The sequence below is a fragment of the Pseudokineococcus basanitobsidens genome (genome assembly GCF_037482545.1).
GTDB lineage: Bacteria > Actinomycetota > Actinomycetes > Actinomycetales > Quadrisphaeraceae > Pseudokineococcus > Pseudokineococcus basanitobsidens.
On sequence record NZ_JBBIAA010000002.1, the window covers coordinates 12,159 to 36,296 of the forward strand.

Genomic DNA, 24,138 nt, shown 5'->3' on the forward strand with positions numbered 1-24,138 from the left:
CCCGCTCGCCGGCGGCCCGGGAGCGGCGGCGGCTCCCGTAGGGTCTGCGCCGTCCGGCCGCGCCCCGGGAGGATCCCCGGGCGCCCGCCGGCCCCGGGCGGGAGCCGTCGCGGGCGCGCGAGGAGGGCACGAGGTGGGGCTGCGGTGCGGCTGAGGGACTCCCTGGCGGGACGCCGCATCCTGGTGACGGGCGTCACCGGCTTCATCGGCGAGGCCCTGCTGCGGACGCTGCTCGTCGAGGTGCCGGACGCCCGCCCCGTCGTCCTGGTCCGCCCCAAGGCCGGCCAGCCCGCCGCGGACCGCGTCCTGCGGCTGCTCCGTCGCCGCACCTTCGCCCCCGCGGTCGAGGCCGCCGGTGGTCTCGACCGGCTGGCCGGGCGTGTCGAGGTCCTCGAGGGCGACCTCGCGGACGTCCCGCCGCTGCCGCGCGACCTCGACGTCGTCGTCCACTGCGCCGGCGAGGTCGGCTTCGCCCCTCCCGTCCAGGAGGCCTTCGCCGTCAACGTCGTCGGCACGGGCCAGCTGCTCGAGCGGGTCCTGCAGGCGAGCGCCCCCGGCGAGGGCCGCGAGGCGGGGCGCAGCGGCGTCCACTACGTCCACGTCTCGACGGCCTACGTCGGCGGCCGCCGGCGCGGGCCGGTCCCCGAGGCCTCCGTCGAGCACTCCGTCGACTGGCGCACCGAGCTCGACGCGGCCGTGCGCCTGGCCGCCCGGCTGGAGGAGGACTCGCGCACGCCCGCCGTGCTGGCCCGCCTCAACGCGCAGGCGCAGGCGCTGCACGGGCGCGCCGGCCCGCTGACGGTCGCGGCCGACGCCGAGCGCCGCCGCCGCGAGTGGGTGCTCGACCAGCAGCGGGAGGCGGGTCGCCAGCGGGGCCACAGCCTGGGCTGGACGGACGTGTACACCTTCACCAAGGCGCTGGGGGAGCGCGTCGTGGAGGAGATCGGGGCGCCCCTGCCGGTCACCGTCCTGCGCCCCTCCATCGTCGAGTCGGCCCTGGAGCACCCCTACCCGGGGTGGATCGAGGGCTTCAAGATGGCCGAGCCGCTGATCATGGCCTTCGGTCGCGGCGAGCTGCCCGAGGTGCCGGCGGCGCCGGACGCGACGATCGACATCGTCCCCGTCGACCACGTCGTCAACGCCCTCGTCGCGGTGTGCGCGAGCACGCCGGAGCCGGGGTCGCCGCAGTACCTGCACGTGTCCTCCGGCGCGCGCAACCCGCTGACGATCCGGCGCCTCTACGAGCTCGTGCGCGACCACTTCCTCGCGCACCCCTTCGACGCGCCGGACGTCGGCCCGTTGCCCACCTGGGAGTTCCCGGGCGCCGCCCCCGTCGAGCGTCGGCTCGCGCTCAGCGAGAAGCTGCACGCGGGCGCCGAGCGCGCCCTCACCTACGTGCCGCGCTCGGAGCGGGTGCGCGGCTGGAGCCGGGACCTCGACCGTCTCGGCACCCGCCTGGAGGTGCTGCGGCGCTTCTCCGACCTCTACCAGCCGTACACGCAGTCGGAGCTGCACTTCGTCGACGACGCGACGCTGGCGCTCCACCGGTCGCTGGACCCCGCGGACGTCCCGGCGCTGGGCTTCGACACCGCCGCCGTGGACTGGGAGCACTACGTCCGCGACGTGCACGTGCCGAGCGTCACGACACCGGTCCGCAAGCAGGACGAGCTGCGACGGCTGCGCGCGCGGCGCGGGCCGGCCGGGGTGCGCCGCCCCCTCGTGCCGGCCGAGCCGGGGGCCGCCCCCTCGGACGTCCTCGCGGTCTTCGACCTCGACGGGACCCTGCTGACGGCGAACGTGGTGGAGACCTACCTGTGGACCCGCCTGCCCGGGCTGCGCAGCGCCCGCGCCGCGCGCGAGGTCGTGGCGCTGGCGGGCCGGCTGCCGTCCATGCTCATGACCGAGCGCCGCGACCGCAGCGACTTCCTGCGGCAGGTGTACCGGCGCTACCGCGGCGCCGACCTCGCCGTCCTCGACGAGCTGGCCGACACGGTGCTGGCGCCGGCTCTGCTCGGGCGCACCAGCGACGCCGCGCTGCGCCGGGTCGCCGAGCACCGCGCCGCGGGCCACCGCACGGTGCTGCTCACGGGCGCCGTCGAGCAGCTCACCCGGCCGCTCGCCCCGCTGTTCGACGAGGTCGTCAGCGCACGCCTGGCCGCGGACGCCGACGGCCGCGCGACCGGCTACCTCACCGCCCCCCCGCTCGTCGGCGAGGGCCGCGCGGCCTGGGTGGTGCGCTACGCCGAGGTCCACGGGTACGACCTGACGCGCAGCTACGCCTACGCCGACAGCCACTCCGACCTGCCGCTCCTGCGGGCCGTCGGGCTCCCGACGGCGGTCTCGCCCGACGTCCCCCTGCTGCGGGCGGCGCGCGGGGCCGGCTGGCCCGTCGAGGTGTGGGCCTCGCGGACGACGCTGCCGCGGCGGCTGCGCCCGCCGCGCGGGGTGACGTCGTGAGTGCGGCGGACCCGGCGCGGGACCGAGCGGTGGAGGGGGAGCAGATGGCCGAGGGCGAGCGGACGGCTGCGGGTGGCGCGGGCGACACGCACGAGGAGGCGGTCGCGGCCCTGGAGACGCAGGTCGGGCTGCTGGTGCGGCGGGCTCGCGCGGTCTCGGCGTCCGGGGCGAGCGAGGTCCACCCGGACCTCGACCACGCCGCGTACGGGCTGCTGCTGCGGCTGTCCGCCGTGGGCGCCGAGCGGACGACGGACCTCGCGGCGTTCCTCGGCATCGGCAAGCCGACGACCTCGCGCCAGCTCTCCCAGCTCGTCGACCTGGGCCTCGTCGAGCGCACGAGCGACCCGACGGACGGCCGCGCCTCGCTCGTGCGGCTCACCGCCGAGGGGCGCGAGCGCTTCGACCGGGTCCGCTCGGTGCGCCGGGCCCGCCTGCGCGAGCGGCTGGAGCCCTGGTCGGACGCGGACGTGCGGACGCTGGCCACGCTGCTCGAGCGCTTCAACGACGTCCCGGGCTGAGCGCGCGGGAGGGGTGGCTCAGCCCGCGGCGCGTCGGGCCCCGCCGGGGCGAGGCTCGGGCCCGGCCACCGACAGCGGGTCGAGCCCGTAGGGCAGCTCGAGCCGGTGCGCCCGCAGCAGGGCCTCGTCGGCGAGGAGCTCGCGGGTCGGTCCGTCCGCCACGACCCGGCCCCCGTCGAGCAGGACGGAGCGCTCGCACAGCTGGAGGGCGTACGGCAGGTCGTGGGTGACGACGAGCAGCGTCGTCGGGAGCGCCGTGAGGACCTCCGACAGCTCGCGCCGGCTGGCCGGGTCCAGGTTGCTCGTCGGCTCGTCCAGGACGAGCACGTCGGGCTCCATGGCGAGGACCGTGGCCACGGCGGCCCGTCGCCGCTGACCCAGGGAGAGGTGGTGCGGCGCCTCGTCGGCGGCGTGCCGCAGCCCGACGAGGTCCAGGGCGTGCTCGACCCGGGCGGCGAGCGCCGCACCGGTCAGGCCGAGGTTGGCCGGCCCGAAGGCGACGTCGTCGCGGACCGTCGGCATGAAGAGCTGGTCGTCGGGGTCCTGGAAGACGAGGCCGACGCGGCGGCGCACCTCGGGCAGGCTGCGGCGCGTCAGCGCCAGCCCCGCGACGCCCACCCTCCCGGCGCCCGTGCCCCCCGACCCCCCGGCGGCGGGACCGACGACGCCGACGAGGTGCAGGGCCAGCGTGGTCTTGCCGGCGCCGTTGGGCCCGAGGAGCGCGACCCGCTCGCCGGCGTCCACGCGGAGGTCGACGCCGAAGAGGACCTGGCGCCCGTCGGGGTAGGCGAAGGCCACCTGCTCCAGCAGGAGCGCCGGGACGGAGGCCGCGGGCGCTGCGGGCGTGCCCGCCCTCACGCGCCGACCCGGGCGGCGAGGGCGATCACCAGGGCCAGCGCGGGCGCCGCCCCGGCGGCCAGCCACTCCCGGCCCGTGGCGGGCCGGCTCTCGAGCGCCGGCATGGCTCCCGTCCACCCGCGCACGAGCATGGCGCGCTGCACGCGCTCGCCGCGCTCGTAGGACCGGACGAAGAGCGTCCCGGCTCCGGCGGCGACGGCGCGCAGGTGCCGCAGGCGCCCGTCCCCGCCGCCGCGGACGGCGCGGGCCACCCCGAGGCGGCGGCTGTCCTGGACGAGCACGACGGAGTAGCGGACGGCGAAGCCGAGGATGGCGACCATCGTCCGGGGCAGCCGGAGCCGGTCCAGCCCGGCCAGCAGGTCGCGGCTGGTCGTCGTGGCGGCCAGCACGACGGCGGCGAGGACGCCGAGCGTCGCCTTGGCGAGCAGGGTGCCCCCTCCCACCAGCCCGGACCGGGAGAGCTCGAGCCCCAGCACGTCCACCCGTGGTCCCGTGGCGACGAGGGGGAGCAGCAGCGCGAAGACGACGAACGGCACCTCGACGAGCATCCGGCGGGCGACCCGCCCCGGGGGGAGCCGTGCGAGGGCCACGACGGCGAGCAGCAGCACGGCGCAGGCGCCGAGGGCCCACCACGCCCCCGCGGGCACGAGGACGACGCAGGCGGCGAGGGCCGGCAGCGCGACGAGCTTGGTGTGGGCCGGCAGGACGTGGACGGGGGACCCGGTCGGCACGAGCAGCCCGTGCGCGCGGCCCGCGTCCTGCGGGCGGGTCCGGCGGGGCGGGAGGACGACGCGAGCGCCGTCGTCGAGGACGTCCGTCGGTGCCGTCACCGGGCGGCGCGCCGACGCGCGGCCAGGGCGAAGGCGGCCGCGCCGACGACGGCGGTGGCGACGACCCCGGCGACCCCGGCCAGGACCGGCGCCGCCGCACCCCCCAGCCCCGCGACGGCGTAGTCGGCGAGCGGCCCCGCGGCCACGGCCGAGTCGGCGGCGGCGGTGCCGAAGCCGAGGGTGCCGGCGACGGACTCCAGCCCGTCGGGGCTCGCGCTCGCGAGCAGGCTGAGGCCCCCGGCCACCGCCAGCGAGACCAGCAGCGCGACGGCGAGGGCGCCACGTCCGGGCCGTGCCCCCTCCTGGGCCCCATCCCGGTCGTCGTCCGGGCGGTCCGGCCCGACGGCGCGGCCGCCGCGGGCGGCCACGGGCCGCCGGACGCCGTCCGCCCCCACGACGACGAGGTCGGGCAGCGCCGCCCGCGTCGTCCGCGCCAGGCGGACGAGGTCCGGCCGGCTCGCGACGACGGCCGCGAGCACGGCGCCGGTGATGACGGCCTCGCCGACGCCGATGAGGGCGTGCCACCCGAGCATCGCGGTGGCCAGCCGGCCCAGGGGCACGGGCACGCTGCCCCCGACCGCGTACAGCCCGACGAAGACGAGCGCTGCCGCCGGCACGGAGACGAGGGCCCCGGCGCTCCCGGCGGCGACGACGGACCAGCGCCGCCGCGGCAGCACCGCCGCGACCAGGCGCATCACGCCGTAGCCGACGACGACCGTGACCACCCCCATGAGCAGGACGTTCGTGCCCAGGGCGGTGAGCCCCCCGTCGGCGAAGAGCAGCGCCTGCACGAGCAGGACGACCGTCAGGCAGACCACGGCGGTGGCCGGACCCACGAGCGCGGCCGCCAGCGCTCCCCCCATGAGGTGACCGCTCGTGCCGGCCCCCACGGGGAAGTTGACCATCTGCACGGCGAACACGAACGCGGACACGAGACCGGGCATCGCCGGTCCGGCCAGCTCGACCTCGTGGCGGGCGCGTCGCAGGCACAGGCCGACGGCTCCGACGCTCACCGCCGCGGTCGAGACGGAGGTGGCGAGGTCGAGGAAGCCGTCAGGGACGTGCATGGCGTGATCATGCGGACATCTGCGACGGAGTCGCAAGAGGTTGGAGGACCCACCCCAGATCGTTACCTGAAGTTCGACTCGGTGACATAGCGTCAGGACTGCCCGTGGCGGCCGTCCGGCGACAGCCCGTCCCGCGGCGCGCCGACAGGGGCCGACGGCGTCCGACGCGTACCCAGGGAGGTGTGGCCGTGACCGGAGACGACGTGCGCGTGAGGTCGGCCGCGCCGCCGGACGTCGTCCGGGGGGCGCACGACGCGGTCGCCCGCGCCGTCGCGCGGCTGCGCACCGGGGGTCAGCGGGTGACGCCGCCGCGGCGCGCCGTGGTCGAGGTGCTCGCCGCGGCCGACGAGCACCTCACCGCGGACGACGTCTCCGCGCGCATCGACGCCGTCCTGCCCGGGGTCAACCGCGCCACCGTCTACCGGACCCTGGAGACCCTCGCCGACCTCGGCGTCGTCACCCACGTCCACGTCGGGCACGGGGCGACCGTGCACCACCTGGCCGGCGAGGCCGTCGGCGAGGACCACCTGCACGCGCACTGCCGCCGGTGCGGGCGGGTGGTGGACGTGCCGGGGGACCTGCTCGACGCCGTCCGCGGGCGGCTCGTGCAGGAGCTGGGCTTCCACCTGGAGCCGCAGCACGTGGCGCTCTCGGGCACCTGCGCCGTCTGCTCCCCGAGCCGTGCCCACCGCGTCCCATCGGGTGAGACGTGATGCGACCTCGTCGCAGGTGGCCCGTCCTGGGCGGTCGTGGGCGATTTCGCTAGTTGCTCTGAGTGTTTGCTGGTTACGTTCTGGTGCGCGGGACGTCCGACGGCCCGCGCGGGACGGCACCACGCCGTCCCGACGCGGTGCCGCTGCGGCACCGCGACGACGCCCCAGGAGGACTCGTGAGCCCCACCCACCGCACCACCCGAGCGCAGCGCGCCGCCGCTGCCGTCGCCGCCACGGCGGTGGCCGTCGGCGGCACGTCGCTCGTGCTCGGCGCCCAGGGCGGCTGGGCCTCCAGCCACCGCGAGGCGCCGCTGACCGCCGCGGACCCGACGATCGACAACACCGACACCTACGCCTTCGTCAGCCCGGACGCGCCGGGCACGACGACGCTCATCGCCAGCTGGCTCCCGTTCCAGGAGCCGGCGGGGGGCCCCAACTTCTACCCGTGGGCCACCGGCGACCAGGCGCACTACAACGTCAAGATCGACAACGACGGCGACGCCGTCCCGGACATCACCTACCAGTGGACGTTCGACAACGTCGACGCCCGGGGTGACGTGGACTACCCCGACGGGGCCGACCTGCCCGCCGACGGCACGTTCCTCTACAACAACGGGCCGGTGAGCAGCCTCGACGACCCGACGCTGCTCTTCAAGCAGACGTACACGCTCACGGAGATCACCGACGAGGGCGAGGACGTCCTCGTCGAGGGGGCCCCGGTCGCCCCCTCGCACGTCGGCGACGCCTCCTTCCCCGACTACCAGGCGCTGCGCGACGAGGCCGTGGTGGACGTCGCGGACGGCGGCAAGTCCTTCGTCGGGCAGGCCGAGGACTCCTTCTTCCTCGACCTGCGCGTCTTCGACCTCCTCTACGGCGGCGACCTCTCCGAGACGGGCAACGACACCCTCGCCCCGTACAACGTCAACTCGGTCGCGCTGCAGCTGCCCACCGAGTCGCTCCTCGGGGACGCGACCTACGAGGTCACCGGGCCCGACGGCTCCACGTCCGAGGGGCCCGACCCGACGATCGGCGTCTGGTCGACCACCGACCGCGCCTCGGTGCGGACCGCCGCCGCGGACGGCACGCTCACCGGCAGCGGCGAGTTCGTGCAGGTCTCGCGCCTGGGCAACCCGCTCGTCAACGAGGTCGTCATCCCGGCCAACCTCAAGGACGCGTTCAACGCGCTGCCGCCGGAGCAGGACGCCGACGTGACGGCGGCCGTCAACAAGGTGCTGAACCCCGAGCTGCCGTACCTGCTCAACGGCATCTACGGCCTGCCCGTCAAGGAGACCCCCCGCACCGACCTGCAGGCGATCTTCCTCACCGGGCTCAAGGGGCTGAACCAGCCGCTGGCCGACGAGGTGCGGCCCTCCGAGCAGCTGCGTCTCAACACGTCGGTCCCGGTGACCGAGGAGCCGAACCGGCTGGGCGTGCTGGCCGGGGACAACCAGGGCTTCCCCAACGGCCGTCGTCCCACCGACGACGTGCTCGACATCGCCCTGCAGGCCGTGGCCGGCGCCGTGAGCGTCGACGAGACCGGTGCGCCGACGGGGGTCGAGATCGTCGACGCCCTGGCCGCGGGCGACGGGGTGGACGCCAACAACGTCGACTTCTCCGACTCCTTCCCCTACCTCGCGCTGCCGAACTCCGGCTCCGGGACGGTCGCGGACGTCCCGAGCGGCGGGGTCGACACCGGCTCCGAGGCCGTCGCGACCGGCGGCACCTCTCCGCTGGTGCCCGTGGGCGCCGGCGTCGTGGGCCTCGGTGCCCTCGGCTACCTCCTCGTGAGCTCGCGTCGTCGTCGGGAGGGCTCCGCCTGATGCACGACACCGACGGTGGGGACGCCGTGCGCGGCGTCCCCACCGCCGGCGGTGGCTCCCCGGTCGGGGACGCCCCCTCCGGTGACCACCAGCCCCACCGCTCCGGCGCCGGGTCCTCGGCGGACGGCACCGACGTGCCGGCCGCCGGGCCCGGCGCCGCGGCGCGCCCGGTGCGGCGTGCCGGTGCGGCACGTCTCACGGCGCCGGCGTCGGCGCGGCTGCGGACCGCCCTCGTGGGCGTCGTCGGCGTGGGCGCAGGCCTGCTGCTCGGTGGTGTCGTCGGCGGGCAGGGCGGACCGCCGTCCGCCGTGGCCGGGGTCACCGCCACGGCCCCGGCCCCGGTCCCCACCGTGACCGTCACCCGACGCCCCCCGCCGCGGGTGCTACGACCGGAGTCCCGGGCGGCGGAGCCGACCCGTCTCGTCATCCCGGCGCTCGGCATCGACCAGGGCTTCGTCGACCTCGGGATCACCGGGGACGGCTCGCTCGAGGTCCCCACCCGGGCGCAGGACATCGGCTGGTGGTCCGGCGGCCCCGCCCCGGGTGACCCGGGGGGCGCCGTCGTCGCCGCGCACGTGCGCCTCGGAGGTGAGCCGGCGGCCTTCCTCGACCTGGGCGAGATGGAGCCGGGGCAGGAGGTCGTCGTGGGCCGTGCGGACGCCAGCGTCGCGACGTACCGCGTGACCTCGGTCGAGCAGTTCGCCAAGGACGCGTTCCCGGAGGACCGGGTGTACACGAGCGACGGTGCCTCGCAGCTGCACCTGATCACCTGCGGCGGGGAGGTCGACCCCGCCACGGGCCACTACCTCGACAACGTGGTCGTCTTCGCCGACCTCGTGGACGAGACACCGCCGGCCGCCGAGGGCGACCCGGGCGACGAGACGGCGGAGGAGAGCACGGATGCCTGAGCAGCGCGGCCGGGACGAGCACCCGCACGGTCACGAGCACCTGCACGGCCACGAGCACCCGCACGACCACGACCACGAGCACCCGCACGACCACGAGCACCCGCACGACCACGAGCACCCGCACGACCACGAGCACCCGCACGACCACGAGCACCCGCACGACCACGAGCACCCGCACGACCACGAGCACCCGCACGACCACGAGCACCCGTCGCGCACCGGCGGGGGTGGTCTGCGGGGCGCGCTGGCCCGCCACCGGCGGTCCGCGGTCGCGGCCGCGGTGCTGGCGCCCGCGCTCGTCGTGCTCGGCGGCGTCGCCTTCACGTCCGGCCCGTCGGCCGGGCCCCCGCCGACCTCGGCCTCCGCCGCGACCGCCGTCGACCCGGCGGCCGCCGCGCGCGACCCCCGGGCCGCGGTGGCCGCGCTCCAGGACCGGCTGCGCCGGCTGCCGCAGGACGACGCGTCGTGGGCCGCCCTCGGCGTCGCCTACGTCGGCCAGGCCCGCCGCACCGGTGACCCCTCCTTCTACGACAAGGCCGACCAGGCCCTCGCCCGCTCGCTCGAGGCCCGTCCCGAGGGCAACGCCGACGCGCTGGCCGGGCAGGCCGCCCTTGCGAACGCCCGCCACGACTTCGCCGGTGGCCGCCGGCTCGCCGAGCAGGCCGTCGCGGCCGACCCCTACGACGCGACCGCGAAGGGCGTGCTCGCCGACGCGCAGGTCGAGCTGGGGGAGTACGCGGCCGCGGACGCGACCCTGCAGGAGATGGTCGACCTGCGCCCGGGCGTGCCCTCCTTCACGCGGGTCTCCTACGCCTACGAGCTCGCCGGGAAGCGCGAGAACGCGCGCGTCCTGCTGGAGCGCGCCCTCGAGCTCGCGAGCAGCGACGCCGACGCCGCCTTCGTCCTCCAGCACCTCGGCGCCCTCGCGGCCGGGGAGGGCCGTTACGCGGACGCCGTCGCGCACTACGACGCCGGCCTCGAGCGCGACCCCTCCGACACCGCCCTGCTCGCGGGCCGGGCCGCGGCCCGCGCGGCGCAGGGCGACGTCGAGGGCGCGCTCGCCGACGGCGCGCTCGTCGTCGAGCGGCTCCCGCAGCCGGCCTACCTCGTCCAGCACGGCGAGCTGCTGGAGAGCCTCGGGCGCGAGGAGGAGGCGCAGCAGCAGTACGACGTCGCCGCCGCGACGCGGGCGCTCTTCGACGCGGCGGGCGTCGTGCCCGACGTGGAGGTGGCCCTGTACGAGGCCGACCACGGGGACCCGGCCGTCGCCGTGGAGATCGCGCGGGCCGACGCCGCGACGCGGTCCGGCGTCGGGGTCGAGGACGCCCTGGCCTGGTCGCTGCACGCGGCGGGGCAGGACGAGGAGGCCCTCCAGCACGCCCTGGCCGCCCAGGAGGTGGGCACCCGGGACGCGCTCGTGGACTACCACCGCGGGATGATCCAGCTCTCGCTCGGCCTGCGGGACGACGCGCGGCAGTCCCTGGAGCTGGCTCTCGCCACGAGCCCCCGGTTCTCCCCGCTGCACGCCCCGCGGGCCCGGGCCGCGCTCACCAGCCTGACCTCGTCGTGACGCGGCGACTCGCGCTCGGCGCCCTCGGTGCCCTGCTGCTCGCCCTCGGGCTCGCAGCGCCGGCGCAGGCGCACCCGCTCGGGAACTTCACGGTCAGCCAGTACGACGGGCTCGTCCTGCGCCCCGACCGCGTCGACGTGCTGAGCGTCGTCGACACCGCCGAGATCCCCACGCAGCAGCAGCTGCCCGACGTCGACACGGACGGCGACGGGCAGATGTCCGCCGACGAGCTCGCGGCCGCGGCGACGGGGGAGTGCCCCGACGTGGCGGCGGCGGCGGAGCTGGCGACCGCCGACGGCGGCGCCACCCCGCTCGAGGTCTCCTCGGCGTCGATGACCGTGGTCCCGGGGGCGGCCTCGCTGCCGACGCTGCGTCTCGTCTGCGAGCTCACCGCCCCCGTGGACCTCGGCGCGGCGACGACCGTCTCGTTCTCCCAGGGCTACCGCACGGACCGCGTGGGCTGGCGCGAGATCACCGCGACGGGGGAGGGCGTCTCGCTGGAGGACCCACCGGTCCCGGCGGAGAGCGTGAGCGAGGAGCTGCGCAGCTACCCGCGCGACCTGCTGTCCTCGCCGCTCGACGTCCGCTCGGTGGAGCTCTCGGTCGTGCCGGGCGGGCCCGGCGGCGGCGGCGCGCTGGAGGTGCTGTCCTCCGGCGGTGACCCCTTCAGCCGGCTCGTGGCCGCCGGCGACGCCCGGCTCGAGTCCTTCGTCGGCGCCCGCGAGCTCACGCCCGTCGTCGGGGTGCTGGCCGTGGTCCTCGCGGCGCTCCTCGGCGCGGGGCACGCCGTCCTGCCCGGGCACGGCAAGACCGTCATGGCGGCCTACCTCGCGGGCCGCCGCGGCCGGCGCCGCGACGCCCTGCTCGTCGGCGGCACCGTCACCCTCACCCACACGGTCGGGGTGCTCGTCGTGGGCCTGGTGCTGACGGTCGCGAGCACCCTCGCCGGCGAGCAGGTGCTGCGCTCCCTCGGCGTCGTCAGCGGCCTGCTCGTCATGGCCGTGGGCGCGGTGCTCGTGCGGGACGCGCTCCGCGAGCGCCGGGCGGCCCCGACGCTCGACGCCGAGGTGCACGCCGCGCTGCACGAGGAGCAGGCGCGGAGGGGGACGCCCGGGGTCCTCGTGGCCCCGGCCGCCGCGCACGCCGCCGAGGGGCGGACGAGCGCCGCGACGCTCCCGCCCGAGCCCGACGTCGACCACGGGCACGGCCACGGTCACCCGCACGGCCCGCACGGGCACGCGCACGGCCCGCACGGGCACGCGCACGGCCCGCACGGGCACACGCACGGCCCGCACGGGCACACGCACGGGCCCGGGGAGGGCTTCAGCCGTCGCAGCCTCGTCGGCATCGGCGTGGCCGGCGGCCTGGTGCCGAGCCCGTCGGCCCTCGTGGTGCTCCTGGGCGCGGTCGCCCTGGGGCGCAGCGTCTTCGGCGTCCTGCTCGTCCTCGCCTACGGGGCGGGCATGGCCGGGACGCTGACGGCCGTGGGGCTCCTGCTCGTCCACGCCCGTGGCCGCCTGGACCGGGCGGGGCGCTCCGTCCGGGCCCCGAGGTCGCTCGCACGGCTGCGCGAGGTGCTGCCGCTGGCGACGGCGGCGCTCGTGGTCGCCGTCGGAGCGGGCCTCGTCCTGCGCGGCCTGCTGCTCTGACCGGCGACGCGGGGGGCCCCGCCCGTCACCGGCACCCGGCGCGGGGCCCCGCCGACCGGGAGGGCCCCGCGCCGCGCGCGCTCAGTGGCCGCCCGGGCCGCCGTTCTCGGCGAGGCGGCGGCGCGAGTTCTCGATCTCCGACTCGGCGTCCGCGCGGCCGACCCAGTGCGAGCCCTCGACGGACTTGCCGGGCTCGAGGTCCTTGTAGATGCGGAAGAAGTGGTCGATCTCCTGCCGGTAGAACTCGCCGACGTCGCCGAGGTCCTGGATGTGCTCCAGACGCGGGTCGCCGGCCGGCACGCAGAGGACCTTGTCGTCGCCGCCGGCCTCGTCGCGCATGTGGAACATGCCGACCGCCCGGGCCCGCACCACGCAGCCGGGGAACGTCGGCTCGTCGAGCATGACCAGCGCGTCGAGGGGGTCGCCGTCGTCGCCGAGCGTGTCGTCGATGAAGCCGTAGTCCGCCGGGTACCGCGTGGCGGTGAACAGCGTGCGGTCGAGACGGATACGTCCCGTCTCGTGGTCCACCTCGTACTTGTTGCGGTTCCCCTTGGGGATCTCGATCGTGACGTCGAACTCCACGTGCGTGCCCTCCCGGCGGTGCGCCGGCCTCCCGGCCCTCTGCTGGTCCGGCGGCCTGGCTCGGTGCTGGTCTGTCGTGCTGGTCTGTCGTGCTGGTCTGCCGTGGTGCTGGTGCGTCGTGCTGGTCTGCCGTGGTGCTGGTGCGTCGTGCTGGTCTGTCGGGTGTGGCGACGGGCCGGGGCGCTCGCGCGGTCCCGGCCCGGTCCAGGCTGCGTAGTGTGGCGCACCGCGGCCCTGACCTGGGCCTGCGCGTCGCCGGGGACCGTGCGGGTCCCGACCGGGCGGCCCGAGCCGGGACGGACGCGGGGGGCGAGCGGTGCCGAGCGCGTCCACCGTGCGTCCCGACCGGCGGGCCGGTCGCCGGGGCCCCCGGCGGCCGGTCGTCGTCGCGACCGCCCTGCTCGCCGTCCTCGTGCTGCTGGCCGGCTACGCCGCCGCCGACGCCGCGGACGTGCTCCCCGGCCCGCTGACGACCGCCCCGCCGCCGGAGCCCGACCCCTGGCCGCAGGCGCCCGGCGCCGAGGTCCCGACCGAGGGGGCCGCGCCCGTGCTGGCGGAGGCGTCCACCGCGGCGCCGCGGCCCGGGCCCGCGGCCCTGGCCGCCGTGCTCGACCCGCTGCTCGGAGCGCCGGCGCTGGGCCCCGCCCGGTCGGCCGTGGTGACCGACGCCCTCACCGGCGACGTCCTGCTCGACGAGGGCGGAGGCGCACCGCGGCAGCCGGCGTCGACCGTCAAGCTGCTGACCGGGGCCGCGGCCCTCTCGCTGCTCGGCGGCGGGACGACGCTGCCCACGTCCGTCGTCCTCGGCGCGGACGACGGCGCGACCCCGGTCGTCGTGCTCGTCGCCGGCGGCGACGTGCTGCTCGGCGCGGGGGCAGGGGACCCGGGGGCCGTGGTGGGCCGTGCCGGGCTCGCGGACCTCGCGGACGAGGTCGCCTCCGCCCTGGCGGACCGCGGCGAGCGCCGGGTGGCGTTGCGCCTGGCCGACCCCCTGGCGCCGTCCGGGCCGGTCCGGCCGGCCGGCTGGACGCCGGGGGACGTCGCGCTCGGGTACGCCGCCGACGTCACGGGCGTCGCGGTCGACGCGGGCCGGCTGGCGGACGAGGAGTACGCCCCCCGGGCGCCCGACCCGGGGCTCGCCGCCGCGGAGGTCCTCGCCGACCGGCTGCGCGAGCGCGGCGTGGACGTCGTCGGCGACGTCGCGCGGGGCGACCCGGCGGCGCTGCCGCAGGACGCGCCCGTGCTGGGGGAGGTGCGCTCGGCCCCCCTCGCCGAGGTCGTGGGCGACGTGCTGCGCGTCAGCGACAACACGGGGGCCGAGGCCCTCGGGCTCCTCGTGGCACGGGCCTCGGGAGCCCCGGTCACGCCCGCCGGCGCGGCCCGGGCGGTCCCGGCGGCGGTGGCCGAGCTCGGTGTCGACGTCGGCGGCGCGGAGCTCGCGGACGTCAGCGGGCTCGGCGACGGCAGCGGCGTCCCGGCCACCGCGCTGACCGGCGTCCTGGCGGCGGCCGCGCGGGAGGACGCCTTGCGCCCGGTGCTCGAGGGCCTGCCCGTCGCCGGCCTCACGGGCTCCCTCGCCGGACGGCTCGGCGACGAGCCCGCCGCCCGCGGGCAGGTGCGCGCCAAGACCGGGACGCTGACGGGCGTGTCCTCGCTCGCCGGCGTCACCGTCGACGCGGACGGGCGGCTGCTCGCCTTCGCCGTCCTCGCCGACGAGGTCCCCGCGACCGAGGCGGCCCGCGGGGCGCTCGACGACGTGGCCGCGGCCCTCGCCGGGTGCGGCTGCCGCTGACGCCTCACCGCCGTCCCTCCTCCCCTCGGGCCGCGCCGTACCGTGACGCCGGTGAGCAGCCCCGCGACGACCCCGGCGGACCTCTCGTGACGGGGACGACCGCGCAGGCCCCGCTCGTCGACCAGCTCGTCGACTGGGAGCTGGCCGTCTCGGTCGCCGGCCGCCTCGCCGCGCCGGGGCCGGAGGTGTCGCGCGCCGAGGCCGACCGCGCCGTCGCGCAGCTGCGCCGCCTGGCCGAGCGTGCGACGGGCCACGTCGGGGAGACCTCCGGCCTGCACGTCGCCCCGGACACCGGCGCCGTCGTCGTCGACCGCCGGGGGTGGGCCCGCGCCAACGCCGCCGCCTTCCGCGCCCTGCTCGAGGAGCCCGTCGTCGCCGCCCGGGACGCGCGGCGCGCCCGGGACGAGCGCGAGGGGCGCACGCGGCGCGAGGACGGCCCGGGTGCCGCGGCGGCCACCGCGGTCGCCCGCCGCGCGTCCGGGGCGGAGGTCGGCGCGCTGCTCGCCTACCTCGCCCCGCGCGTGCTCGGCCAGTACGACCCCTTCGGGCCGGACCCGGTGGGCCCCGGGGCGAGCACGGGCACCGGGGCGACCGGCTCCGACGGCGTCGCCCCGGCGGGGGGCGGACGCACGACCGGGACCCCGGACGAGCCCGGCCGGCTGCTCCTCGTGGCCCCCAACGTCGTGGCGGTCGAGCGCGAGCTGCGGCTGCGCCCGCGGGACTTCCGGCTGTGGGTCTGCCTGCACGAGGAGACCCACCGGGTGCAGTTCACCGCGGCGCCGTGGCTCGCGCCGCACCTGCGCGCGCGGACGCAGGGCCTGGTCACCGACGTCGTCGGCGGGCCCGGCGAGCTGGCCGCGCGGCTGCGGTCGGCGGTCGCGCGGCTGCCCGCGGCCCTCGGCGAGGACGGGGACGGCCTCGTCGGGCTGCTCGCCACCCCGGAGCAGCGCCGGGTGGTCGAGGAGGTCACCGCCGTGATGTCGCTGCTCGAGGGGCACGCCGACGTCGTCATGGACGCGGTCGGCCCCGCGGTGGTGCCCAGCGTGGAGACCATCCGTGCCCGCTTCACCGCCCGCCGCGGCGGGCGGCCCGGCCTGGACCGCGTGGTCCGCCGGCTGCTGGGGATGGACGCGAAGATGCGCCAGTACCGCGACGGCGCCTCCTTCGTCCGGGGCGTCCTTGAGGACGTGGGCTTCGACGGGCTGAACGCCGTCTGGACCGGCCCCGAGCACCTGCCGACGCCCGCGGAGATCGCCGACCCCCGCGCCTGGGTGCGGCGGGTCCACGGCTAGGCCTCCGCGCGTGGCGCCCAGCGGTGGTGCGGTCGCCGACGGACCCGGAGGTGGGCCGGGGGGCGGGCAGGGGGGCGGGCCGGGACCTGCGTCGGGAGGCGCCCGCCGGCGCGGCCCCGACCCCGCCGTCGCCGCGGTGCGCCGGGCGGTGGGACGCGACCTGGACGACCTGCCCGCGGGCGCCTTGGTGCTCGTGGGGTGCAGCGGTGGTCCGGACTCCCTGGCGCTCGCCGCCGGGCTCGCCTGGTGGGCCCGGGGGCCCCGGGGCGGTGGGCGGCGCCGGGGCGGCGCGGTCGTCGTCGACCACGACCTCCAGGAGGGCAGCGCGGACGTCGCGGCCCGTGCCGCCGCGGCCTGCCGCGGGCTGGGGCTCGACCCCGTCGAGGTGGTCCGGCTGGACCTCCCGCCGGGCGCGGGGGCGGGGGGAGGCTCCGGGAGCGGCTCCGGCGGGCCCGAGGCGCGGGCGCGCGCGGGACGGCACGCGGCGCTGGCGGCCGCCGCCGCCGCGACCGGCGCCGCCGCGGTGCTGCTGGGGCACACCCGCGACGACCAGGCCGAGCAGGTGCTGCTGTCGCTGGCGCGCGGCTCCGGAGCGCGCTCCCTGGCGGGCATCCCGCCGCGGCGGGGGCTGCTGCGGCGGCCGCTGCTCGACCTCCCGCGGGCCACCACGCGGGCCGCGTGCGTCGCGCTGGGGCTGGAGCCCTGGCACGACCCGACCAACGACGACCCCCGCGAGGTCGCCCCGCAGGACCCCGGGCGGCGGCGGGCCCTCGTCCGGGCCTCCGCTCTGCCCCGGCTGGAGGCCGACCTCGGGCCCGGGGTGGCGGCGTCCCTCGCCCGGTCGGCCGCCCTGCTGCGCGAGGACGCCGACCTCCTCGAGTCCCTGGCCGCCGAGCTGCTCGAGCGGGCGAGCCCGCCCTGGGTGAGCTCCGCCGGGGACGTCGGGGAGGTGGTGCTGGCCGCCGACGTCCTCGCCGCCGGTCACCCGGCCTTGCGCGGGCGGGCGCTGCACGCGGCCGCGCGGCGCGCGGGGGCGCCGGCCGGTGCGGTCTCGGCCGCCCACGTCGAGGCCCTCGACCGGCTCGTCACCGCCTGGCGGGGGCAGGGGCCCACGCACCTGCCCGGCGGCGTCGAGGCCCGTCGGGCCTGTGGCAGGCTTCTCCTGGCGCCAGCCCCCGCTGACCCCGCGCCCCCCGCACGAACGCCGCAGCACCTCGAGGGTGCTGCCACCTCGGGCCCGAGCGGGCCCGGGCGGTGAGAAGGAGACCAGCGCCGCGTGGACGCCTCGGACATGGGAGCGGACCTGGAGAAGGTCCTCGTCACCGCCGACCAGATCTCGCAGCGGCTGGCGGAGCTCGCCGCCCAGGTCGACGAGGACTACGCCGGCAAGGACGTCCTGCTCGTGGGGGTGCTCAAGGGGGCCGCGCTCGTGATGTCGGACCTCGTCCGGGCCCTGCACCTGCCGGCCCAGATGGACTGGATGGCGGTCTCCAGCTACGGCTCCGGGACGAAGTCCTCCGGCGTCGTCCGCATCGTCAAGGACCTGGACACCGACGTCACCGGGCGGCACGTCCTCATCGTCGAGGACATCATCGACTCGGGGCTGACGCTCTCGTGGCTCGTCGCGAACCTGTCCAGCCGGGGGGCCGCCTCGGTGGAGATCCTCACCCTGCTGCGCAAGCCCGACGCCGCCAAGGTCGACGTCGCGGTCCGCTACACCGGCTTCGACATCCCCGACGAGTTCGTCGTGGGCTACGGCCTGGACTTCGCCGAGCACTACCGCGGGCTCCGCTTCGTCGGCACGCTCGCCCCGCACGTCTACGAGACCCCGCACCCGACCGGGGCCTCCTCCACCACCGAGGCCTCCACCACCGAGAGCTGAGCGCGCCGCCCGGGCCATGACCTCCGCCCGGGCCGCCGCGCACGCCCCGCGCCCCCTGGGAGCAGCGCCCGTGACCACGACCGCCCCCCCGCCGCCGTCGACGACCGGCCCCGCCGCGCGCGACGTCGCGGCGGCCCTGCGGGGCGCCGGCCTGGCCGACGTCGACGACTCCCCGCGCCGGCGCGCCGAGTACTCCACCGACGCGTCCCTCTACCGCGTCGTGCCGCAGGTCGTCGCCTTCCCGCGCTCGGCCGACGAGGTCGCGGCCGCCGTCGAGGTGGCCCGCGAGACCGGGGCGCCCGTCGTCGCCCGCGGCGGCGGGACCTCGATCGCCGGCAACGCCGTCAGCACCGGGATCGTCCTGGACACCTCCCGGCACCTCGACCGGCTCCTCGACCTCGACGTCGAGGGGCGTCGCTGCGTCGTCGAGCCCGGGGTGGTGCTGGGCGACCTGCAGCGACGGCTCGCCCCGCACGGCCTGCGCTTCGGGCCCGACCCCTCCTCCGGCAGCCGCGCGGCGATCGGCGGGATGATCGGCAACAACGCCTGCGGCTCACGGGCGCTGGGCTACGGCCGCACCGACGCGAACGTCCTCGGCCTGGGTGCCGTCGCCGGGACGGGGGAGCGGCTCGTGCTGCGCAGCCGCGGCGGCGAGGCCCCCGACCGCCCGCAGACCACGCCCGCGGTCTCCACGCCCGGCTCGTCGCCGCTGCTGGCCCGCCTGCAGGAGGTCGTCGCCGGGGACCTCGGCACCCTGCGTACCGAGCTCGGACGCTTCGGCCGGCAGGTCTCCGGGTACGCCCTGGAGCACCTGCTGCCGGAGAAGGGCTTCGACGCCGCTCGGCTGCTCGTGGGCAGCGAGGGCACGCTCGCGCTCGTCACCTCGGCCGAGCTGCGGCTCGTCCGCTCGCCGGAGCGCACGGTCCTCGTCGTCCTCGGCTACCGCGACATGGTCGAGGCCGCCGAGGCGGTCCCGGCGCTGCTGCGCCACCACCCGGTGGCGTGCGAGGGGCTGGACCGCCGGATCGTGGACGCCGTCGAGCAGCGTCTGCGGGCCCCCGTGCCCGCGCTGCCCACCGGCGGCGGGTGGCTGCTCGTCGAGCTCGGCACGGACGAGCGCGGCGCGACGCCGGACGGCCTGGCCGACCTCGCGGCCCGGGCGCGGGCCGTCGTCGCCGACGCCGGGACCTCGGCCACCCGGGTGGTCGAGGACGCCGTGGAGGCGCGGGCGCTGTGGCGCATCCGCGAGGACGGCGCGGGTCTGGCCACCCGCGCCCCCTCGGGTCGCCCGGGGCATGCCGGGTGGGAGGACACGGCCGTCCCGCCGGAGCGCCTCGCGGCCTACCTGCGCGAGTTCGACGCGCTGATGGACTCCTACGGGCTCACCGCCATCCCCTACGGCCACTTCGGGGACGGCTGCCTGCACGTGCGCGTCGACTACCCCCTGGAGCAGCCGGGGCGCGAGGGCGTCTACCGCGAGTTCGTCGACGCGGCCGCCGCGCTCGTCGCCTCGCACGGGGGCTCGATGTCGGGCGAGCACGGCGACGGGCGGGCCCGCTCGGAGCTGCTGCACCACATGTACTCCCCGCGCGTGCTGGACCTCTTCGCGCAGGTCAAGGAGGTCTTCGACCCGGGCGACGTGCTCAACCCCGGCGTCCTGGTGCGCCCCCGCGCGCTCGACGACGACCTGCGGCCGCGGCCGTGGTCGCCGCCCGCGCTGACGGGCCGCGGGACGCCGGGCGCGTCGGGGGCGCCGCGCGGCCCGCAGCCGCTGGCCTTCGGGTACCGCGCGGACGGCGGCAGCTTCGCCGCGGCCGTCCACCGCTGCGTGGGCGTCGGCAAGTGCCGGGCCGACACGACGTCCTCGGGCGGCGTCATGTGCCCGTCCTACCTCGCGACGAAGGACGAGAAGGACTCCACGCGCGGCCGCTCGCGGGTGCTGCAGGAGATGGTCGCCGGCTCTCTCGGCGCCGACTCCCCGGTGCGGCGGGGCTGGCGCTCGCCCGAGGTCGCCGAGGCCCTCGACCTGTGCCTGTCCTGCAAGGGGTGCCTGTCGGACTGCCCCACGGGCGTCGACATGGCCACGTACAAGGCGGAGGCCACGCACCAGCGGTACAAGGGCCGCCTCCGGCCGGCGAACCACTACGTCCTCGGGTGGCTGCCCTACCTGTCGCGCGTCGCGTCCCGCGTGCCCGCGCTGGCCAACGGCGTGCTGGCCGTCGGTCCGCTCGCGCGCGGGCTCAAGCGCCTCGGCGGCATCGACGAGCGCCGCGGGCTGCCGCGCTTCGCCCGGCGGCGCTTCTCGGCCTCGGCGCCGGCCGTGCTCGAGCGGGCGCGGCGGACGACGCGGCCGTCCGACGACGCGGCCCGCGCCGCCCGCCCGGGGGCGGGCGGGCAGAAGGTCGTCCTGTGGGCGGACAGCTTCACCGAGCACTTCTCGCCCGAGGTCGGGCACGCGGCGGTCCGCGTCCTCGAGCACGCCGGCTTCGACGTCGAGCTCGCCCCCCGCGACGTCTGCTGCGGCCTGACGCTGATCTCCACGGGACAGCTCGACCTGGCGCGCCGGCAGCTGCGCCGCACGGTGCGCCGCCTTGCGGCGGCCACCGCCGGCGAGTCGGGCGGGGCGCCCGTGCCGCTCGTGGTCCTCGAGCCCTCGTGCCTCGCCGTGCTCCGGCACGACGCCTCCGCGCTGCTGTCCGGGGAGGCCGGCGGGGAGGGGCCGCTCCCCGAGGGCCTCGTCACCGAGCTCGCCGCCCGCTCGCGCACCCTCGCCGAGGTGCTCGCCGCCTTCGCGCCCGACGTGCGGTGGCCGCACCTGGACGGGCTGACCGCCGTCGCCCAGCCGCACTGCCACCAGCACGCCGTCCTCGGCTTCGAGACGGACACCCGGCTGCTCGAGTCCAACGGCGTCCGCGTCCAGGCCCTCGGCGGCTGCTGCGGGCTCGCCGGGAACTTCGGCGTCGAGCAGGGGCACTACGACGTCTCGGTCGCCGTGGCGCGCACGGCCCTGCTGCCCGCCGTCGAGGCGGCACCCGCCGACGCCGTCGTCCTCGCGGACGGCTTCTCCTGCCGCACCCAGCTCGCCGAGCTCTCCGAGCGCCGCGGCGTCCACCTGGCCGAGCTGCTCGCCCGGGGCCTGCCCGAGGGCCGGGTCGGGGCCTGACCGGGGGCCTGACCGGGGGCCGGACGGGCCTGACCGAGGGCCGGACGGCGCGCACGGCGACGTGCGCTCCGCTCCTGGCGAACGACCGGAACACCGTCCGCGGGCCGCCCGTTCGAGCCCGAGAAGCCCGGTGGTCCCGCGGGCGCCGGGGCCCGAGAGCGCCGGCGGACCCGGTGTACCGTCGTCCGACGCCCGCGCGACCAGGAGGGACGGGGGCCCGCCCCCTGCAGCAGATGAACGTCAAGAAGCTCGCCCGCGGACCGATCCTCTGGGTCGTCCTCGCGCTCGGAGTCCTGCTGGTCGCCCTGCAGTTCCTCAACCCCGGGGCGCCGACGAAGGTCGACACCTCGCAGGGCCTGGAGCTCATCGCCGGCGGCACGGTGGACAGCGCCCTCGTCGTCGACGGGGAGCAGCGCGTCGAGCTCGGCCTGTCCGAGCCGTACGAGGTCCGCGACGGCCAGGAGACCCGGAGCGTCCAGTTCTACTACGTCGAGCCGCGCGGCGAGGAGGTCGTGCAGGCGCTCTCCGACGCGAATGTGGCGACGGTCGACGACGAGGTCCCCCAGCCGTCCTTCCTCGGGTCGCTGCTCTCGACGCTGCTGCCCCTCCTGCTGCTCGTCGGCATCTTCTGGTTCGTGCTGTCCCGCATGCAGGGCGGTGGCGGGCGGATCGCCCAGTTCGGCAAGTCCAAGGCGAAGATGGTCTCCAAGGAGGCCCCCAAGGTCACCTTCGCCGACGTGGCCGGCGCCGACGAGGCGGTCGAGGAGCTCCAGGAGATCAAGGACTTCCTCGCGGACCCGACGCGCTTCCAGGAGGTCGGCGCGAAGATCCCCAAGGGCGTCCTGCTCTACGGCTCGCCCGGCACCGGCAAGACGCTGCTCGCCCGCGCCGTCGCGGGGGAGGCGGGCGTCCCGTTCTTCTCGATCTCCGGCTCGGACTTCGTCGAGATGTTCGTCGGCGTCGGCGCCAGCCGCGTGCGCGACCTGTTCGAGCAGGCCAAGAACAACGCGCCGGCCATCATCTTCGTCGACGAGATCGACGCCGTCGGCCGCCACCGCGGCGCCGGCATGGGCGGCGGCCACGACGAGCGCGAGCAGACGCTCAACCAGCTGCTCGTGGAGATGGACGGCTTCGACGTCAAGACGAACGTCATCCTCATCGCCGCCACCAACCGGCCCGACATCCTCGACCCGGCGCTGCTGCGCCCGGGGCGCTTCGACCGGCAGATCTCCGTCGAGCCGCCGGACATGAAGGGCCGCGAGCGGATCCTGTCCGTGCACGGCAAGGGCAAGCCGCTGGCGCCGGACGTCGACCTGCTCGCCGTCGCGCGCCGCACCCCCGGCTTCAGCGGCGCCGACCTGGCGAACGTCCTCAACGAGGCCGCGCTGCTCACGGCGCGCACGCACGCCAAGGTGATCGACAACGCGGCGCTCGACGAGGCCATCGACCGCGTCATCGCCGGGCCGCAGAAGCGCACCCGCCTGATGAACGACAGCGAGAAGAAGATCACCGCCTACCACGAGGGCGGCCACGCGCTCGTGGCCGCGGCGATGCGGCACACCGACCCGGTGACCAAGGTGACGATCCTGCCGCGGGGGCGGGCGCTGGGCTACACGATGGTCATGCCCAGCGAGGACAAGTACTCGACGACCCGCAACGAGCTGCTCGACCAGCTCGCGTACGCCCTGGGTGGCCGGGTCGCCGAGGAGATGGTCTTCCACGACCCCACGACGGGGGCCGGCAACGACATCGAGAAGGCCACCGGCATGGCCCGCAAGATGGTCACCGAGTACGGCATGAGCGAGCGCGTCGGCGCCATCAAGCTCGGCTCGGGCGCCGGCGAGCCCTTCATGGGGCGCGACATGGGCCACGACCGCGGCTACGGCGAGGGCCTCGCGTCCGTCGTCGACGACGAGGTCCGCCGGCTCATCGAGGCGGCGCACGACGAGGCCTGGGAGGTCATCGTCGAGCACCGCCCGGTCCTGGACGCGCTCGTCGAGCGGCTCCTCGAGAAGGAGACGATCGACCGCGCGGAGCTCGCGGAGATCTTCGAGCCGGTGCACAAGCGGCCGCTGCGCCCGGTGTGGCTGTCGAGCGAGCGGCGCGCCGTCTCCGACCAGCCGCCGGTGCTCTCGCCGGCCGAGCGCCGTCGCCTGAACGGGAGCGCCAACGGGTCCCGCAACGGGTCGGTGAACGGCGCGAACGGTTCCTCCGCGAACGGGTACCGGCCGCCCGCCCCGCAGGACCAGGCCGCCGGCGCCCGGCCCGAGCACCCGGCCGAGGGGGCCGTCGAGGTCCCCGAGGGCGGGCAGGTCGACCCGGGCGAGCGGGGCTGAGCGCCCCCGTGGCGGGCGCGGGCAGCCCGTCGCCCCCCCGGGCGCCGACGCGGATCGGCCGGCTGGAGACGCAGGCGCTGACGGCTCCGTCGTCCCGGCCGTTCGACGCGGGGCGGGCCGAGGCGGCCGTGCGTGAGCTGCTCGCGGCCGTCGGGGAGGACCCGGAGCGGGACGGGCTGCGGGAGACCCCGGCCCGGGTGGCCCGGATGTACGCCGAGGTCCTCGGCGGGCTCCACGAGGACGCCGCCGACGTCCTGCAGACGTCGTTCGACCTCGGCCACGACGAGCTCGTCCTGGTCCGGGACATCGAGGTGCACTCGCTCTGCGAGCACCACCTGGTGCCCTTCCACGGCGTCGCCCACGTCGGGTACGTGCCGGCGGCCGACGGGCGGATCACGGGCCTGTCGAAGCTCGCGCGCCTCGTCGACGTCTTCGCCCGTCGCCCGCAGGTGCAGGAGCGGCTGACGACCCAGGTGGCCGACGCCCTCGTCGAGCACCTGCAGCCGCGGGGCGTCATCGTCGTCGTCGAGTGCGAGCACCTCTGCATGTCGATGCGCGGCGTGCGCAAGACGGGGGCCCGGACGATCACGTCCGCGATGCGGGGCCAGCTGCGCGACCCGGCGACGCGGGCCGAGGCCCTGTCGCTCATCCACGGCCGGTGAGCGCCGCCACGGGCGCGACCGCCGCGGCGGTCGTGCCGG

The 24,138-nt window shown here is 77.4% G+C and carries 18 protein-coding genes; 14 read left to right on the forward strand and 4 right to left on the reverse strand.

Annotated features, from left to right (window positions below; genetic code table 11):
• Window positions 1–144: 144 nt before the first annotated feature.
• Window positions 145–2,457 (forward strand): HAD-IB family phosphatase, encoded by a 2,313-nt coding sequence (locus WDZ17_RS02345; RefSeq protein ID WP_339573525.1) that lies wholly within the window; start codon window positions 145–147, stop codon window positions 2,455–2,457.
• Window positions 2,454–2,975 carry a MarR family winged helix-turn-helix transcriptional regulator gene (locus WDZ17_RS02350; protein ID WP_339573526.1) on the forward strand — a complete coding sequence of 174 codons (522 nt, stop codon included), beginning with the start codon at window positions 2,454–2,456 and terminating at the stop codon, window positions 2,973–2,975. Before WDZ17_RS02345 ends, WDZ17_RS02350 begins: the two co-directional genes overlap by 4 nt.
• 18 nt (window positions 2,976–2,993) lie before the next feature.
• Here WDZ17_RS02350 and WDZ17_RS02355 read toward each other — a convergent pair whose 3' ends face one another.
• From WDZ17_RS02355 to WDZ17_RS02365, 3 genes are all read right to left on the reverse strand, one after another.
• Window positions 2,994–3,833 (reverse strand): energy-coupling factor ABC transporter ATP-binding protein, encoded by an 840-nt coding sequence (locus tag WDZ17_RS02355; RefSeq protein ID WP_339573527.1) that lies wholly within the window; start codon window positions 3,831–3,833, stop codon window positions 2,994–2,996.
• Window positions 3,830–4,570, reverse strand: a complete 741-nt coding sequence (gene cbiQ / locus WDZ17_RS02360) for a cobalt ECF transporter T component CbiQ (protein WP_422631797.1) — start codon at window positions 4,568–4,570, stop codon at window positions 3,830–3,832. Before cbiQ ends, WDZ17_RS02355 begins: the two co-directional genes overlap by 4 nt.
• 89 nt (window positions 4,571–4,659) lie before the next feature.
• A complete protein-coding gene (locus tag WDZ17_RS02365; protein WP_339573529.1) occupies window positions 4,660–5,730 on the reverse strand; it encodes an energy-coupling factor ABC transporter permease in 1,071 nt (356 codons plus the stop codon).
• 188 nt (window positions 5,731–5,918) lie between these two features.
• Between WDZ17_RS02365 and WDZ17_RS02370 the strand changes: the two genes are divergently transcribed.
• From WDZ17_RS02370 to WDZ17_RS02390, 5 genes are all read left to right on the forward strand, one after another.
• Window positions 5,919–6,443: a Fur family transcriptional regulator gene (locus WDZ17_RS02370; protein WP_339573530.1), complete on the forward strand. Its 525-nt coding sequence runs from the start codon at window positions 5,919–5,921 to the stop codon at window positions 6,441–6,443.
• Window positions 6,444–6,619: 176 nt separating this feature from the next.
• Window positions 6,620–8,263: a DUF4331 domain-containing protein gene (locus tag WDZ17_RS02375; RefSeq protein ID WP_339573531.1), complete on the forward strand. Its 1,644-nt coding sequence runs from the start codon at window positions 6,620–6,622 to the stop codon at window positions 8,261–8,263.
• Entirely contained in the window at window positions 8,263–9,171 is a 909-nt protein-coding gene (locus WDZ17_RS02380; protein ID WP_339573532.1) for a sortase domain-containing protein, read from the forward strand. Before WDZ17_RS02375 ends, WDZ17_RS02380 begins: the two co-directional genes overlap by 1 nt.
• Complete coding sequence (locus tag WDZ17_RS02385; RefSeq protein ID WP_339573533.1) at window positions 9,164–10,741, forward strand: tetratricopeptide repeat protein; 1,578 nt, start codon at window positions 9,164–9,166, stop codon at window positions 10,739–10,741. The genes WDZ17_RS02380 and WDZ17_RS02385 overlap by 8 nt, the downstream gene beginning before the upstream one ends.
• Complete coding sequence (locus WDZ17_RS02390; RefSeq protein WP_339573534.1) at window positions 10,738–12,390, forward strand: HoxN/HupN/NixA family nickel/cobalt transporter; 1,653 nt, start codon at window positions 10,738–10,740, stop codon at window positions 12,388–12,390. Before WDZ17_RS02385 ends, WDZ17_RS02390 begins: the two co-directional genes overlap by 4 nt.
• Before the next feature lie 81 nt (window positions 12,391–12,471).
• Here the strand turns inward: WDZ17_RS02390 and WDZ17_RS02395 are convergent, their stop codons facing one another.
• A complete protein-coding gene (locus tag WDZ17_RS02395) occupies window positions 12,472–12,972 on the reverse strand; it encodes an inorganic diphosphatase (RefSeq protein ID WP_339573535.1) in 501 nt (166 codons plus the stop codon).
• 316 nt (window positions 12,973–13,288) lie between these two features.
• Between WDZ17_RS02395 and dacB the strand changes: the two genes are divergently transcribed.
• The 7 genes from dacB to folE all read left to right on the forward strand — a co-directional run bounded on the left by dacB (window position 13,289) and on the right by folE (window position 24,099).
• Window positions 13,289–14,764, forward strand: a complete 1,476-nt coding sequence (dacB, locus tag WDZ17_RS02400) for a D-alanyl-D-alanine carboxypeptidase/D-alanyl-D-alanine endopeptidase (RefSeq protein ID WP_339573536.1) — start codon at window positions 13,289–13,291, stop codon at window positions 14,762–14,764.
• Between the two features lie 86 nt (window positions 14,765–14,850).
• Window positions 14,851–16,056 carry a zinc-dependent metalloprotease gene (locus WDZ17_RS02405; RefSeq protein ID WP_339573537.1) on the forward strand — a complete coding sequence of 402 codons (1,206 nt, stop codon included), beginning with the start codon at window positions 14,851–14,853 and terminating at the stop codon, window positions 16,054–16,056.
• A 148-nt stretch (window positions 16,057–16,204) separates the two neighbouring features.
• A complete protein-coding gene (gene tilS / locus WDZ17_RS02410; RefSeq protein WP_339573538.1) occupies window positions 16,205–17,314 on the forward strand; it encodes a tRNA lysidine(34) synthetase TilS in 1,110 nt (369 codons plus the stop codon).
• Window positions 17,315–17,332: 18 nt separating this feature from the next.
• Window positions 17,333–17,938 carry a hypoxanthine phosphoribosyltransferase gene (gene hpt, locus WDZ17_RS02415; protein WP_339573539.1) on the forward strand — a complete coding sequence of 202 codons (606 nt, stop codon included), beginning with the start codon at window positions 17,333–17,335 and terminating at the stop codon, window positions 17,936–17,938.
• A 70-nt stretch (window positions 17,939–18,008) separates the two neighbouring features.
• On the forward strand, window positions 18,009–21,101 hold the full coding sequence (locus WDZ17_RS02420; RefSeq protein ID WP_339573540.1) for an FAD-binding and (Fe-S)-binding domain-containing protein: 3,093 nt from the start codon (window positions 18,009–18,011) through the stop codon (window positions 21,099–21,101).
• 233 nt (window positions 21,102–21,334) lie between these two features.
• A complete protein-coding gene (gene ftsH, locus WDZ17_RS02425; RefSeq protein WP_339573541.1) occupies window positions 21,335–23,437 on the forward strand; it encodes an ATP-dependent zinc metalloprotease FtsH in 2,103 nt (700 codons plus the stop codon).
• Window positions 23,438–23,499: 62 nt separating this feature from the next.
• Window positions 23,500–24,099 (forward strand): GTP cyclohydrolase I FolE, encoded by a 600-nt coding sequence (gene folE / locus WDZ17_RS02430; protein WP_339573887.1) that lies wholly within the window; start codon window positions 23,500–23,502, stop codon window positions 24,097–24,099.
• Window positions 24,100–24,138: the final 39 nt, after the last annotated feature.

Coding starts and splice junctions, on each gene's coding strand:
- WDZ17_RS02365 (WP_339573529.1), bottom strand. CDS start 5,730: ATGCACGTCCCTGACGGCTTCCTCGACCTCGCCACCTCCGTCTCGACC.
- WDZ17_RS02380 (WP_339573532.1), top strand. CDS start 8,263: ATGCACGACACCGACGGTGGGGACGCCGTGCGCGGCGTCCCCACCGCC.
- WDZ17_RS02385 (WP_339573533.1), top strand. CDS start 9,164: ATGCCTGAGCAGCGCGGCCGGGACGAGCACCCGCACGGTCACGAGCAC.
- ftsH (WP_339573541.1), top strand. CDS start 21,335: ATGAACGTCAAGAAGCTCGCCCGCGGACCGATCCTCTGGGTCGTCCTC.